Origin of the sequence: Bacillus cereus group sp. MYBK14-1 (assembly GCF_051916885.1) — a bacterium.
Classification (GTDB): domain Bacteria; phylum Bacillota; class Bacilli; order Bacillales; family Bacillaceae_G; genus Bacillus_A; species Bacillus_A cereus.
The window spans coordinates 34493-49213 of sequence record NZ_JBQAHM010000016.1 but is presented as its reverse complement, the minus strand read 5'-3'; the positions used below and the strand labels follow the sequence as shown (position 1 = coordinate 49213).

The window sequence follows — 14721 nt, the reverse complement described above, 5'->3', positions numbered from 1 at the left end:
GGTATTTTTTCATGAAAATTGTTTCTCCCTATTCTACTTTTCCTTCCCAAGCTAACATACCACCTACCACATTGATTACTTGAAAACCGTAACTTTCTAAAAATTGAACAGCTCTTGCACTTCTCCCGCCAGAACGACAAACGATAATATACTCCTTCTTTTTATCCAACTCATGCATACGAAACTCTAATAGTCCTAGTGGAATATTACACGCTTCTGGAATTTTCCCTTCGGCTACTTCTTCTACTTCACGTACGTCCACGATATTTACTGCTTCTTTACGTAACAATTTTTCTTCCAATTCTTTTACTGTCATTTCTTTCATTTTAAATTCCCTCCTCACAAACCATTCATACCGCCTGAAACATTGATAACGTGCTGAAATCCTAATTTCTTTAATACCTTTGCTGCTTGCTTACTTCTCATTCCACTTTGGCAAATAACGATTACTTCCTTATTCTTATCTAATTGATTCGCCTTACTTGCTAGATCATTTAGGGGGATATTTTGAAAGCCTTTCATATGATTCCCTCTATATTCACCTACTGTACGGACATCAATAAAATACTTCCCCTTTTTCCCCACTATACTTTTCAATTCTTTGCCATTTATATTTTGAACACCTTTCACTGGTAAAAATCGTGAAATAACAAACCATGCAGCAAGTACAATGAAAAGCGTACTTAATATTGTATTCATATAACCAACCTCTCTATATTTACAAAACTATTGCTTCACTACGCCTTCCTAATCCAAAACTTCAGCACATCGCCTTCTTCTTCAAGCTTTACGATGTCATGGCCACATTTATTTGCCCACGCTGGAATATCCTTAACTGACCCTTTATCCGTTACATGTATTTCTAACACTTCTCCAGTTTGCAAAGTATCCATTGCTCTCTTTGTTCTTACAATCGGCATTGGACATGCTAAACCTTTCGCATCTAACACTTGTTTTATATTCATCATCAATTCCTCCATTTTTTATTTATTTCATTATTCGTGCACTGCACAACGATTTGGACCAATCTCCATTTCACGCTCTTTATCCACACTTGGGTGAATTTTACCCATATTGGTTTGACGAATTTCTTCATATGCATTTGGCTGAGGTGGTAAGTTTTCTGTTACAACTTTACGGAACTCTCCCTCATCCTCAATATTTAATCCTGCATTATGCTCAAATAAATCTTTTAATTTTGCGCTAACAATACTACTTTCGTTCATTTCACTTATTTTTGAATAATGAGCCGGTAACACAACTAAATTTTGAGATAGCTCTTTATATCGGCTATACAAAGTATTACGTAAATCACTCACCCAATCTTCAGCCTTACCAGCAAGATCAGGACGCCCAATTGAATCTACAAATAAAATATCGCCTGATAATAAATAAGAATCATCTACAATGAATGACGTACTTCCAATCGTATGCCCTGGTGAGTATAATGCGTCAATTACAATTTTAGTACCCCCCACCGTAATAACAGATCCTTCAACAAGCGGTTCGTATGAGAAGACAACTTCCTCTGCATCTTTTGGTGGTAACCAATACGTACCACCTACCTTTTCCGCTAACTTACGTCCTCCGGAAATATGGTCTGCATGTAAATGTGTATCCATTACATTCGTAATCGTAACGCCATGCTCTTTCGCAAATTCTTCATATGCCTCGGCTGTTCTTACTGCATCAATAACTGCTGCTTCACCGTTTGAAATAACCATATATGATAAACAACCTTTTCCAAGACGGTTAAACTGATACATACTTCCGCCATCTTTTAAATCTCCCACTTTTATAGGCTTTACATATTCACTCCAAGCCTTCATACCACCAGATAAATAATAAATATTTTCTAATCCAGCCTCTGTTAATTGCTCTGCCACAAATATAGAAGACCCTTCTTTTGCACATACTACTAAAACATCTTTATCTTTAGGTAATTCACTTACAATATGATCTACACCATCTAACAAATCAAAATAAGGTTTATTAATAGAAGAAACTTGCTTCCCTTCAATTTTCCAATCTTCATAATCCGTCTCATTACGAACATCTAAAATGAATAACTCTCCGAATAAAACTTTCTCTGCAACATCTTTTGCTTGTAACATCTTAATGTCCATTTAATTACCCCCATAGGTATATTTTTGTTTAAAAAATTTTATTTCTCCACATTTCCTTGCCACCCTAACATACCAGGAATGACATTTTTCACATTTGAAAAACCTTTCTCTTTCAACATTTGGCAAGCCACATCACTGCGGTTACCAGTTCGACAAATAACATAAATTTGCTTCGTCTCATCTAACACTGCGCTGTCTAATTCACCTAATGGTATCGAAATGGCGGATGGAATATGGCCAAAAGCAAATTCCGCTGCTTCGCGAACATCTAATACAATGCTCTCTTCTCCATGAGACAATATAGACTGTAATTCTGCATTCGTAATTGTATGTGGATATTTCACAACTTCATTCACTTCATGCTCGTTTGCTTTCCTAACATAATGCACCAATACATCACCCTCGTGTTTCGTCCCGATATATTGATGTCCTACTTTACTCGCCCAACTTTTTATATCTACCGTAGATCCTTTATCTGTTGCCTTAACTTCAATCACTTGCCCTGGTGCCAATCCTTCTATCGCCTTCTTCGTTTTCACAATAGGCATCGGACAAGCCAAACCTTTACAATCTAAACTCATATCCACTTTTATACTCATAATCGATTCCTCCACAATTCATATACATATACCTGTAGGGGTATATTAAAACGTTTTTGAAAATCTGTCAACACTTACGTTTGACAGATTATCGGCTTTTTACAAGTAATTGAACAGCTTCTTTAATTAACTCTTCATTTGAACCATTTCCACTTTCAAACTGTTCACGCAAACATTGCTCTAAATTCGTTCCAACAACGAGTCCAATTGTACGATCAAGTGCAGAACGAGATGCCGTTAACTGTGTAATAACCTCTCGGCAATCTTTTCCTTCTTCCATCATACGAAGCACACCACGAACTTGACCTTCAATACGTTTCAATCTATTTTTCATATCTTGATTATATTCCATCCTATAATCACCTCATTACCATTATGTCACTATTTATAACCTATGACAATATATTATACCCTATAGGGTATTTTGTAAACCCCTATTTTTATTTTTCGCCTTATATGTTCGCAAAACAAAAAGTAAAACCTTAATCTATAGGTTTTCACCTTCCACTAAATCTTGAAATAGAAAATGAAAAATATCAATATACAACACGTTCTGGCAATACTGTCCCATACAATTTAAAACCACCATCTACATTCTTTACCTTATATCCTTTTTCCATTAACATACGTGCTGCAACATACCCTCTCATACCAAGTTGACAAGTGATATATATTTCTTTGTCCATTGGCACTTCATCCAATCTATCACGTAATTCATCTAACGGAATATTAATAGAGCCTTTAATCATTCCTTGTTTTAGTTCATTGGGCTCCCGAACATCTATAAGATATCCACCATTGTCAACAATACGATCTATTTCATGCCATTGTACCGTTTCCACAAAACCATCTACTATATTACTTGCGGCATACCCCACCATGTTTACTGGATCTTTTGCAGAAGAATACGGCGGGGCATATGATAATTCTAAATCCGGTAAATCGATTACAGTTAAGTTTGCCTTCATTGCCGTCGCGATAACATCTATACGCTTATCTACCCCGTCACGCCCTAAAGCCTGTGCTCCGTAAATTTTTCCGCTTTCTTTATTAAAGATTAATTTTATTAGCACTGGCGTAGCATTCGGATAGTATCCCGCATGAGAATTTGCCTGTACATGTACTACCTCATAGGGTATATTTAATCGTTTTAATATTTTCTCATTTACTCCAGTCGAAGCAACTGTTAAATCAAAAACTTTAGCCACAGAAGTTCCCATCGTACCTTTATATAAAGAATCCGTATGACCATGAATAATATCTGCTAACATGCGACCTTGACGATTAGCGGGCCACGCTAAAGGAATCATCGTTTCTGTTTCTGTAACAAAATCTTTCACTTCAATCGCATCACCAATTGCATATACATATGGGTCAGACGTTTGAAATTTCTCATTTACCTTTATCGTTCCTCTAACTCCTAATGCTAATCCTGCATCTTTCGCTAAACTACTCTCTGGTTGTACACCAATTGCTAAAATAATCATATCTGTTTTTATAACTGAGCCACTTTTTAAACGTACAACAGTCCCATTCTCTTCTAACGCATCTACACTATCTTCAAAAACAAGCTCAACATTGTGCACCTTCATATGCTCATGTACATATGCCGCCATTTCGTAATCAATTGGTGGCATCACTTGATTTGCCATCTCTACAAGAGTAACCTCAATCCCGCGTTCTCTTAAATTCTCAACCATTTCCACTCCAATAAATCCTCCACCAATAACCGTCGCATGACGTGGTTTCTTCTCATCAATATACGCTTTTATACGATCTGTATCAGGTACATTTCGTAACGTAAACAACGCCTTCGCTTCTTCAATGCCCGGAATAGGTGGAACAATTGGTTTCGCCCCTGGTGAAAGAATCAAAACATCATATTCCTCGTTATATGTTTCATCTGTAGTTACATTCTTTATCGTAATTGTTTTCTCTTCTTTATTAATCTTTACAACTTCACTCAATACACGTATATCTAAATTAAAACGTTTTGACATCCTTTCAACAGTTTGTACTAATAACTTTTGTCTTTCTGTAATGACACCGCCAATATAATATGGCAATCCACAGTTTGCGAACGAAATGTATTCACCGCGTTCAAACATAATAATTTCATCTTCCTCACTTAAACGACGAAGCCTTGCAGCTACTGATGCCCCGCCAGCAACTCCGCCTACTACAACAATTTTTCTAGACATATGTCAAACCTCCATACTATTTATTATTTAATTCCCTCATATATCACACATATAAAACCTATACCTGTACGGGTATATAATAAATTATAAAAAATTTAATTTCAATCAATATGTCTTTCACAAATTTGAAACAAAAAAAGAACTTAGATATTTCCAAGTTCTTTACGAATGAATCAATCCATCGTTCTATTATCATACTTCCTATAATCTCTTTGTAAAACTATACTCCATGTTCCCGCCTAGGGCTGCCGCTGTATCACCAGTTTCTCTAAAATCATGTGTATATATTTTTTCAAATGAACCGAAATCTACTTGCTTATAAAATTCAAAACAAGGGAATCCATCATGCTCCCCTTGAATATCAATACTACCATCCTGTTTCACACATACATTTAATACATAATCCACAGGAGGTGCATATACATTTAATGGATTACTTGCACTCGCACTCATTTTGAATTGCACACCTTCAGAATTCCATGTGATATCAGTGCACACAATATTTTCTGTACTTGCTTTCCCTGTTCTTTTACTCACAGAACCATCTGGACTTGTAATCTTCTCGGTCGTAATACCCGTGTTCGCATATGAAAACACTTCTTCTTTATAGAAATCAACTACTACCTCTTGCTCAACTCTAGAGCGCATCGCATTTACCGCATACGGTGTGAATTCACGTGAATCACCTTCGAATTGAATTACTTTTTCTGTTTCCATATCCTTCTTAGCCTCAGTCCAAGACATTGGAATAAATACACTGGCTCTAATTTTCACGATATTAGTCATAAGAAACACCTCTATAATTTTATTTTAGATGCTGAATGCTTATTAAATAAAACAGACCATAATTTCAATCCTAAAACCAATAGATTTCTCTTTTACTTTTCTATTTCCTTCTAAAAAATAGCGCTATATTTATGTTTAGACTGTCGTTTTAAAGCTATATTCCATCTCTCCAGCTAGTGCTGCTGGGGTATCATCCGTTTTTCTGAAATCATGTGTGTATATCAATTCAAACGAACCAAAATCTACTTGTTTATAAAATTCATAGCAAGGGAAACCATCATGTACACCTTCAATATTCACAGTGCCACTTTCATTAGCTCGTATAGTCAAAAAATAATCAGCTGCAGGTGCTGCTGCGTTTAAAGGATTACTTGCACTTGCTCTCATTTCAAATGAAACTTCATCTTCACTCCATACAATATTTGTACATACAATGTTTTCTGTACTTGTTTCTCCCTTTTGATACTCAATTGAGCCATCTGAATTTGTAATCTTCACGGTGACGATACAAGCATCTGCATATGTGAAAATTTCTCTTTTATAAAAATCAATATTCACTTCTTGTTCTAACCTTGAACGCTTTGTGTTCACAGCTTGTGGTGTAAACTCACGTGCATCTCCAGCATATTCAAACACTCTTCCTGTTGCAGGGTCCTTAATAGGTTCCAGCGATGCATACGGTGCAAATACACTCCCTCTAATTTTCACGATATTAACCATGTGAAACCTCCATTGATTCTATATTATATAAATCATTATTTGTTCTACCAACATAATATAGTCAATTTGATTGACTATATTACGCATAGTACAATAGGTATTACATATAGTCAACTTAATTGACTACAAGTACGGAGGTTATATACATGAATCAAACATTCAACGAGTTAGATCTTACATCACTTTTATCATTATCATTTAGCACATTAATCACTGAGCTACATGACAAATTAAGTGAATTAGGATTTGAAGATATTAGGCCAGCACATGGTTTTATGTTCAAACGCATCCTTCCTAATGGGGCAACTGGTATAGAGCTAGCTGAGTATTTGGGGATTTCCAAACAAGCTGTAAGTAAAATGGTGGATTCTCTTGAGAGTAATGGCTACGTTACACGCAAAACACATCCTACTGATAAAAGAGGTAAAATCATCGTTTTAACCGCACGTGGTTTGTCAGTAATGAAAGCAAAAGAAGAAATAGTAGCTGAAATAGAACAGCGATGGATTGAAAACATAGGTACAGAACGAATGCAGATGCTAAAAGAAGATTTAACAACATTCGTTACTAAAGAAAATACAGAGAAATTATCATCAAATATACGACCTGTCTGGTAAACAAAAAACGAATCCATTTTGATTCATCTTCTTCAAAATGGATTCGTTTTCATTTCATCTTTTTCACATACAAAAACTGTCCCGTAAATACGTTCTTCAACATTATTTATGCCTGTCTCTCTATGATATCCGACAAAATCAATACCTACAGGCGGCGTAATATCAACCTTACATATCCCTACTTTGCTCATTTAAATCACTCCATTTCTCTATGTAACTCCCTTTTTTCAAGAATAGCATATTTAACTTTGTTCCAAATAAAAAGAACGGACACAGTATGCTATGTCCGTTCTTCCCCTCACACATACTTCCGATGCACCATCTTCCCATCATAAGAAAACACAACGCCCTTACTCTCCACAATCGACTCCATATGCACCGTTCTTCCCCATAGCTGATGAAGATATGGTAATACTTTTTCTAAGTATTTTAAATCGAGCTCGATTCCTTCGTAACTATGTTTAATGTATAATTCTCCGTTCTTTAAGTAGTCTCCATCTTCTACTACTAAGTACGGGAACCCACCATTTGTCCGCATATTTACGAGTTGATCACGCACATTCTCCCATTCTTTATCTATTACTTTATATTCTTTTCCTTGGCGCTGGAATAAGTACATATCTTCTCGCATAACAAGATCTTTATTTAAGTAGTTTCTTAGGAACGATACGTCCCATTCAATTTCGCGTACTTCAAACATTTTGTCACGGCCAGATCCTGGTTTTACGCCTCGTCGTTTCATTTCTTCAGTCGGATTATTGTACCGTTCTTCAATATCTTCAAAGATTTTAATACCGAGGTAGTATGGATTAATACTTGTTTTTGATGGCTGTACAACACCTGCATTTAATTTCGCAAATTCAATTGCCTCATCAGAGGTTAAGTCCATTTCACGAAGTATGCGTTGATGCCAGTAGGATGCCCAGCCTTCGTTCATGATTTTCGTTTCAAGCTGTGGCCAAAAATATAACATTTCTTCGCGCATCATCGTTAATATATCACGCTGCCAATCTTCTAACTCACGGCTATATTCTTCAATAAAGAGCAGTAAATCTTTCTCTGGTTGTGGTGGAATTTTCTTCTTTTTACGCACATTAGAACGTTCCTGCTTTTTATTGCGATTATCTAAATTCCATAAATCATCGTATTGCGACACCTTTTTCTTTTCTACTTCTTCATCTTCTAAATCATCAATACTCCATGCGAGCTTCGGACGCATAAGCGACGGATCAATATGCTCTTGAATGGCAAGTACGGCATCTAAAAATGTTTCTACCTCTGCCTTTCCGTACTTATGCTCATACGCTTTCACACGGTCCGCTGTTGCCGCCATACTCTCCACCATGTCTCGCTTCGTATTTGAAAAACGAATATTATTTTTGAAGAAATCACAGTGTGCTAAAACGTGCGCTACAATTAATTTGTTTTGAATTAAAGAGTTCGTATCTAATAAAAAGGCGTAACATGGATTAGAGTTAATAACGAGTTCGTATATTTTACTAAGTCCTAAATCGTATTGTAATTTCATTCTGAAAAATTGTTTTCCAAAACTCCAATGTGAAAACCTTGTCGGCATCCCATATGCACCAAATGTATAAATAATTTCCGCTGGACATATTTCATAACGCATCGGATAAAAATCAAGCCCAAATCCAGTCGCAATTTCCGTAATTTCCGCAATCGCATATTGCAGTGCTTTATCATCACTTGCTCTCATTATTTTCCCTCCTTACACTTTCCCTTAAGAAAGTGTATGATGAAAAACAAGCTTTCATGAGGATTGATTGCATAATAAAAAGACACCCCCGCAAAAACGAGAATGTCTCATCTATTAACCTTCGATAATCTCCATCTTCTCCGTAATCGGAGTACGAGCTTTTCCTTCTGGTGCTTTATCGAAATAGCCGATATGAAGAATTCCAACGATACGTTGGCCTCTTGTTAAACCGATTCCTTCTATAAATAATGGATTGTAGTTTAATCCGCCTGATTTCCAAACGCAACCTAATCCACGTTCCCAAGCAAGAAGTTGGAAGTTTTGCATAAATGCACATGTTGCAGCGTAATCTTCATCACGTTGAATTTGACGTGGATCTTCATTTATATATACAACGATTTGTGCAGGCGTGCTTAAGAAACGATCTGATAAAATTTTACCGCGTTTCGCTCTTTCTTCTTCCGTGAAAGAGTTTAATACCGCATCTACTAATTTCTTGCGGCCTTCTCCGATGTATAGTTTACAATTCCATGGTTCACGGTGCTTATGATTTGGTGCCCATGTTGCGTCGTTTAATAGTTCAATTAATAAATCTTTTTCTACTGCTTTGTCTGTAAATGTACGAACAGAGCGTCTTTCTTTAATCACATTAGCGATGGAAGTATATGTAGTCATATTTATCTCTCCCTTATTTTTATCTATATGTATAAGTTTATCATTAGTATTGATATTGATTTTCAATTTCGATTATACCTTAGTTTTTTACTATTAATCAATGTTTTATGTTGGAAAACTTCTAAAAACGTCATTCCATGCTGTGAATAAAAAAACTTAACTTGTTCACAAGTATTTCACATTTTATGGAAATGATATGTGTACAGTTTTCTACATTATCCATCTAGGAGGAGTTTACATGTACAAAAAAATCGCTGTTTGTATGACTATGGCAGCATTATTATGCGGGATATCCACCTTCCCTATATCCGCTGCCACGCCAAAAGAAGTAACACTGCATCACCATAACCCAATTTCAGAAGAAGAAATGCAATCGCTAGAAAAACTCGGCTATAACAAACATGAAATTTGGAAAGCTGCTCATATTGCAAGAATTAGTAATAAAGAAATAAAAGATGTTTTAGCTTACTATAAGCAAAATAAATCTTGGGAGAAAACAGCCGAGCATTTCGGTATAGATCCAAGTAAGCTGAAAAAGCATCATATGAATAAAGAAACAAAGCAAGAACTGCTACAACAGTTAGCAACTATGCAAAAATCCACACCGGATCAGCTAAAGCAAAAAATGAAAGAATATAACATCAAATTGCGTCATCTTACTGTGTTAACAATCATCTCTCAAAAAAGCAATACTCCTCTTGATGATGTATTAAAGATGAAAAAAGATGGAATGGACATTAAACAAATTGCCGAAAAATTAAATGTAAAAAGAGAAGATATACGAGCGGAAATGATGAAATTAGTGAAGTCTATTAAAGAACAAAAAACAAATTAAAATGCTAAAAAGGAAGAGGCATTCACCACTCTTCCTTTTCTTTATGAACTTTCAATTTTTAAGTATAAATTCCCGTCTTTCCCAAAAACTAACACAAGTAAATGATGTAAGTTAGGGGTGAGAAAATGTTCGGTTTATCATCTAAAAAATCAAAAAAGACTAATACAAAAACACTTTGTTCTATTCCAGAATTTATACAAACCATGAAAGAATCAAGCGACTTTGTTTCTCATAACGTACTTGAAAATGAAACATTGTGCTTGTTTTATTATAAATCTGTCGTGGAAGCACTTATTATTAAACAATTCATTTTAACTCCTCTAAAAAAGGAATCGGAACAAATCCAAAACATCTCTGATTTATGTAATATCGTCTCTATTGAAGACATTATTACCTCCCCTTCTATTGATGATATTCGTGAGAAATTATTAGGTGGATATATTTTAATACGCTTAAAAAACAATTCGAATCCTGATCAATATGCTTTAATTCGTGCCGAAAGTACTGTTTTAGGAACACGATTATATAACGATACAGAAAATGAGTATAGCGTAATCGGGCCTAAAATCGGTTTCGTTGAAAACCTTGATACAAATATCCACTTATTACGCCGAAATATCGTAACGGAGCAACTCATTTTTAAAGAAGTTACCGTCGGATCTATGTCAAAAACGAAAGTAGCAGTTGCTTATATAGAAGGAATTACAAATGAACAATTTATCAACACCGCAATACAACGGCTAGAAGACATTGACTTTGATGTCCCGTTTGATTCAACTATGATTGAGCAATTTATTAGTGATAATAGCAATTCACCTTTTCCAGTTCTATTACCTACAGAACGATTAGATCGAGCTGTATTTGCATTAATTAACGGGGAAGTTTTAATTTTAACAGATGGCTCTCCATATGCTTTATCAGGACCAACAACGTTACTGGATTTTTTCATTTCACCAGAAGATTATTATTTACCGTGGATGATTGGATCGTTCTTTCGTATTATTCGTTTTTTCGGAGCTATATTTTCTCTTTTTTCCTCCGCTATTTATACAGCGGCTTTAACATATCATTATCAAATGATTCCAGCTGATTTACTAGGTCCTATTATTTTCTCGAGAGCTAACGTACCTTTCCCTCCCATTCTAGAAGCACTCTTTTTAGAAATTACAATTGAATTGCTTCGTGAAGCTGGAGCGCGTTTACCGACAAAAGTCGGACAAACGATTGGTATTGTTGGGGGGATTGTAATTGGCCAAGCATCCGTGGAGGCAGCTTTGACTAGTACAATTTTATTAATTGCAGTTGCTTTATCCGCTCTTGCATCTTTCACAACACCGACCGTAAAGATGTCTTCTACTATCCGGTTATTACGCTTTCCACTTATTCTTTTAGCCGGTGCATTCGGAGGATTAGGTCTTATTGTCGGATTTGTATTTATTTTAGCTCATTTAATTAAATTAAAATCACTTGGATCACCTTATTTATTACCTTTATATCCATTTCGTGGTTTAGGTACAGCAGAAGGTTTTCTTCGATTACCATTTAGTCAAACAGCTCAAAGACCTTCTTTTCTTAGACCAAAATCAAAATGGCGCTATAATCCAAACAAAGCGAAGCAAAAACGTGATGGTGAGAATGAATGAAAAAATTTTTATTGCACCTTATTATCATTATCTTCTTCATTTTACAAACTGGCTGTACACAAACCTATATAGTGGATACGCAGCGTATTATTCATATCGCTGGATTTGACATCACAAAAAAGAAAAGATTCCAAGGAACTATTCTATTCCCAGAGTACACACATGGTGTAAAGTCTAAACCAGAAACGCAATCAACATCTGCCCGTTCACTTGAGACAATCGCTTCACGATTAAATGCAAAATCTCCTCACAATGTCGTTGTAGGTCAAATGCGTGTCGTCCTATTTGGAAAAGCTCTAGGAGAACGCGGAATGGGAGAGATTATTACTAACTTACAACGTGACCCAAATATCGGGCGTGATGTACAACTAGCAATTGTAGATGGATCAGCTGAAGAGCTTTTAAATTACGGAAAAAAAAATGGGTCTTTATATATTGCTGACTTACTCGAACAAAATATAAGAAATGAAAACATTCCACAAACCGAATTAAACACTTTTTTATATAATTATTACTCTTCCGTATGTGATGCCTATGTTCCTTATATTAAAATGGACGATAATCATTCTGTCGCTGTCAAAGGGCTTGCCTTTTTAAAAGGCGATAAAGTCGTCATGTATACGGATAAAAGACATTCTGTTTTAGCAAAATTACTTATTAATCCTACGAAAAATGGACGTTACGAAGCAGCGATAAAAAAGGATAAACATAAAGGTATGGTTGTTATACAAAACTTAGCTGGGGAAAATAAGTATAATATAGATCAAACTGGCGACATACCAAAAGTAAAAATCCATTTAAAATTAAATGGATTAATTAAAAACTCTCCTAATTGGATTGATTTAAGAAAAGAAACAAATATCAACTATATAAAAAAACAAATTGAACGAAATGTTGAAAAAGACTGTGAAGATCTAATAAAACAATTTCAAGAAAAGGAAATTGATCCTTTAGGAATACGAGATGAAATTAGAAGCCATACGAGAAAATGGAATATAACACAAATTCGAAATATGTATAAAAATGTAGCGGTGGATGTAAATTTAGATCTTAATATTGTACAATCTGGAATCGGAGAATAGTGAGGTGAAATAAGCAATGAATACAATGAATAAAACAAAGACAGTCTCTCCATATTTTGCATTTATTTTATTGCATTCTCTCCAGATTGGTATAGGAATTCTCGGATATCAACGTGTAATTTTAAAAAACGCTGGTTATGATGCCTGGATTTCTCTTATTATTGCGGGAATTGCAACTCATATTGTGCTGTTTTGTATGTTAAAAATGCTTGAAAAAGACGGAGATTTAATTAGCATTCATACAACAACCTTTGGAAAATGGGTTGGCTCTATATTTTCTGTAATTTTCACTCTTTATTGCTTATTATTTTGCCTTACGGTTCTTCGTACGTATATGGAAGTGATACAAGTTTGGATTTTCCCTACCATTAAGTTATGGAAACTTACGCTTATGTTTTTATTAGTCACTTACTACATTATAAAAGGTGGCTTCCGTTCTGTGACAGGGATATGTTTTTGGGGTATTGTTCTTCCTATTTTCGTTGTATTCTTTTTAATCTATCCAATGAAATATGCTCATTTTCGTAATATTTTACCTATTTTTACACATTCACCTTTTGACATGCTTATATCTGCAAAACAATCCGCATTGGAATTTCTGGGGTTTGAAACAATTCTTATCTTTTATCCCTTTATTGAAAAAGGAAAATCTTTAAAGCGATGGGCCCATGCTGGAATTGCTTTTAGCACCTTAATTTATGTAGTTTTAGCTATCGTATCTTTTATGTATTACAGCGAGGGACAATTAAACCGTACTATTTGGCCTACTTTAACGATGTTAAAAATAATTAAAGTTCCTTTTATCCAGCGCTTTGAATATATTATTATTTTCGTTTGGTTTTTAATTATTTTACCAAACCTCTGCTTAACCATTTGGTCATCATGTCAAACGATGAAGCGTTCCTTTCATATTTCATTTAAATTTACATTACCGTTTTTTATTTTCATCATATTTTCAGCTTCTCTACTTTTCACAAACCGTGAAAGTATCAACACATTAAATACCGTACTATCTCAAGCGGGTTTATATATTGTATACGCTTATATCCCAATTTTATTTTTGTTTCATTCACTAAGATGGTACTTCAAAAATCGTTCAAAAAAAACTTCTCCCTAGGTGTCCCTTAGTCTGATACAATTTGATTAATACATTTGTAAAGGGGACAAGCGAATGAAAAAGTATGTATTTTCTTTACTTGCAGTACTAAGCTTAATTCTTGCTGGATGCGGAAGTACTAGTACAAATGACCAAAAATCTTCTGAATCAAAAAAAGAAGAACATGACCACGCATCGCACACTCAGCAAGCTGACATTCAAGAGAAAACAAAAGGAGTCGACACACTTCCTACCTTCCTAGACAAGCTTGATCCACAAATGAAAGATATCTACACTGTCGCTGGACAAAATGCAGAACTATTAGATTGGATTCCATGCTATTGTGGTTGCGGTGAAAGTGTAGGACATAAAAATAATAAAAACTGCTTTATTCGTGAAATTAAAAAGAATGGTGAAGTTGTTTGGGACTCCCATGCAACGACTTGCGTCAATTGCCTAGAAATCGCAGTTGAATCTGCTTCCATGAAACAAAAAGGAAAATCAACGCTTGAAATTCGTAACTATATCGATAATAAATACAAAGAAGGCTATGGCAAACCAACACCTACGCCAATGCCAAAAGCTTAAAAAACGAGGAAACTCCTCGTTTTTTCTTTTCATTCA

17 protein-coding genes and 1 pseudogene are annotated in these 14721 nt (G+C 35.1%); 6 read left to right on the top strand and 12 right to left on the bottom strand.

Features of this window, described 5'->3' with window-relative positions:
• Positions 1–28 precede the first annotated feature (28 nt).
• The 9 genes from ACTFR3_RS26590 to ACTFR3_RS26550 form a co-directional block, all read right to left on the bottom strand.
• Entirely contained in the window at positions 29–325 is a 297-nt protein-coding gene (locus ACTFR3_RS26590) for a rhodanese-like domain-containing protein (protein WP_000661817.1), read from the bottom strand.
• 14 nt (positions 326–339) lie between these two features.
• Entirely contained in the window at positions 340–699 is a 360-nt protein-coding gene (locus ACTFR3_RS26585; RefSeq protein WP_001092317.1) for a rhodanese-like domain-containing protein, read from the bottom strand.
• Between the two features lie 38 nt (positions 700–737).
• Positions 738–968, bottom strand: a complete 231-nt coding sequence (locus tag ACTFR3_RS26580) for a sulfurtransferase TusA family protein (protein WP_002182462.1) — start codon at positions 966–968, stop codon at positions 738–740.
• Positions 969–995: 27 nt separating this feature from the next.
• Entirely contained in the window at positions 996–2126 is a 1131-nt protein-coding gene (locus tag ACTFR3_RS26575; RefSeq protein ID WP_000351930.1) for an MBL fold metallo-hydrolase, read from the bottom strand.
• 38 nt (positions 2127–2164) lie between these two features.
• The gene (locus ACTFR3_RS26570; protein ID WP_000023949.1) at positions 2165–2725 is read right to left on the bottom strand and encodes a sulfurtransferase TusA family protein; all 561 of its coding nucleotides are present in this window, start codon (positions 2723–2725) and stop codon (positions 2165–2167) included.
• A gap of 88 nt (positions 2726–2813) precedes the next feature.
• The gene (locus tag ACTFR3_RS26565) at positions 2814–3077 is read right to left on the bottom strand and encodes a metal-sensitive transcriptional regulator (protein WP_000456206.1); all 264 of its coding nucleotides are present in this window, start codon (positions 3075–3077) and stop codon (positions 2814–2816) included.
• A 184-nt stretch (positions 3078–3261) separates the two neighbouring features.
• Positions 3262–4926, bottom strand: a complete 1665-nt coding sequence (cdr, locus tag ACTFR3_RS26560; protein ID WP_017673121.1) for a CoA-disulfide reductase — start codon at positions 4924–4926, stop codon at positions 3262–3264.
• Between the two features lie 201 nt (positions 4927–5127).
• The gene (locus tag ACTFR3_RS26555; RefSeq protein ID WP_000182101.1) at positions 5128–5712 is read right to left on the bottom strand and encodes a DUF3238 domain-containing protein; all 585 of its coding nucleotides are present in this window, start codon (positions 5710–5712) and stop codon (positions 5128–5130) included.
• 135 nt (positions 5713–5847) lie between these two features.
• Entirely contained in the window at positions 5848–6432 is a 585-nt protein-coding gene (locus tag ACTFR3_RS26550) for a DUF3238 domain-containing protein (protein ID WP_000247265.1), read from the bottom strand.
• A gap of 146 nt (positions 6433–6578) precedes the next feature.
• Here ACTFR3_RS26550 and ACTFR3_RS26545 point away from each other — a divergent pair, with 146 nt between their 5' ends.
• Entirely contained in the window at positions 6579–7049 is a 471-nt protein-coding gene (locus tag ACTFR3_RS26545; RefSeq protein WP_001076792.1) for a MarR family winged helix-turn-helix transcriptional regulator, read from the top strand.
• Positions 7050–7093: 44 nt separating this feature from the next.
• Here ACTFR3_RS26545 and ACTFR3_RS26540 read toward each other — a convergent pair.
• From ACTFR3_RS26540 to ACTFR3_RS26530, 3 genes and pseudogenes are all read right to left on the bottom strand, one after another.
• Positions 7094–7240: pseudogene (locus ACTFR3_RS26540) on the bottom strand (neutral/alkaline non-lysosomal ceramidase N-terminal domain-containing protein); the annotation flags it as partial.
• Between the two features lie 107 nt (positions 7241–7347).
• Positions 7348–8766 (bottom strand): stage V sporulation protein SpoVR, encoded by a 1419-nt coding sequence (gene spoVR / locus ACTFR3_RS26535; protein WP_440044983.1) that lies wholly within the window; start codon positions 8764–8766, stop codon positions 7348–7350.
• Positions 8767–8880: 114 nt separating this feature from the next.
• Entirely contained in the window at positions 8881–9441 is a 561-nt protein-coding gene (locus ACTFR3_RS26530) for a nitroreductase family protein (protein WP_000214819.1), read from the bottom strand.
• Between the two features lie 238 nt (positions 9442–9679).
• Between ACTFR3_RS26530 and ACTFR3_RS26525 the strand changes: the two genes are divergently transcribed.
• The 5 genes from ACTFR3_RS26525 to ACTFR3_RS26505 all read left to right on the top strand — a co-directional run bounded on the left by ACTFR3_RS26525 (position 9680) and on the right by ACTFR3_RS26505 (position 14685).
• Positions 9680–10276: a hypothetical protein gene (locus tag ACTFR3_RS26525; protein WP_000276966.1), complete on the top strand. Its 597-nt coding sequence runs from the start codon at positions 9680–9682 to the stop codon at positions 10274–10276.
• Between the two features lie 125 nt (positions 10277–10401).
• Complete coding sequence (locus ACTFR3_RS26520) at positions 10402–11919, top strand: spore germination protein (protein ID WP_000467483.1); 1518 nt, start codon at positions 10402–10404, stop codon at positions 11917–11919.
• Positions 11916–13001 (top strand): Ger(x)C family spore germination protein, encoded by a 1086-nt coding sequence (locus tag ACTFR3_RS26515; RefSeq protein ID WP_000714133.1) that lies wholly within the window; start codon positions 11916–11918, stop codon positions 12999–13001. The genes ACTFR3_RS26520 and ACTFR3_RS26515 overlap by 4 nt, the downstream gene beginning before the upstream one ends.
• Positions 13002–13017: 16 nt before the next feature.
• Positions 13018–14118, top strand: coding sequence for a GerAB/ArcD/ProY family transporter (locus tag ACTFR3_RS26510; RefSeq protein ID WP_001095038.1), 1101 nt, complete (start codon positions 13018–13020; stop codon positions 14116–14118).
• Between the two features lie 54 nt (positions 14119–14172).
• Complete coding sequence (locus ACTFR3_RS26505) at positions 14173–14685, top strand: PCYCGC domain-containing protein (RefSeq protein ID WP_000761036.1); 513 nt, start codon at positions 14173–14175, stop codon at positions 14683–14685.
• Positions 14686–14721 lie beyond the last annotated feature (36 nt).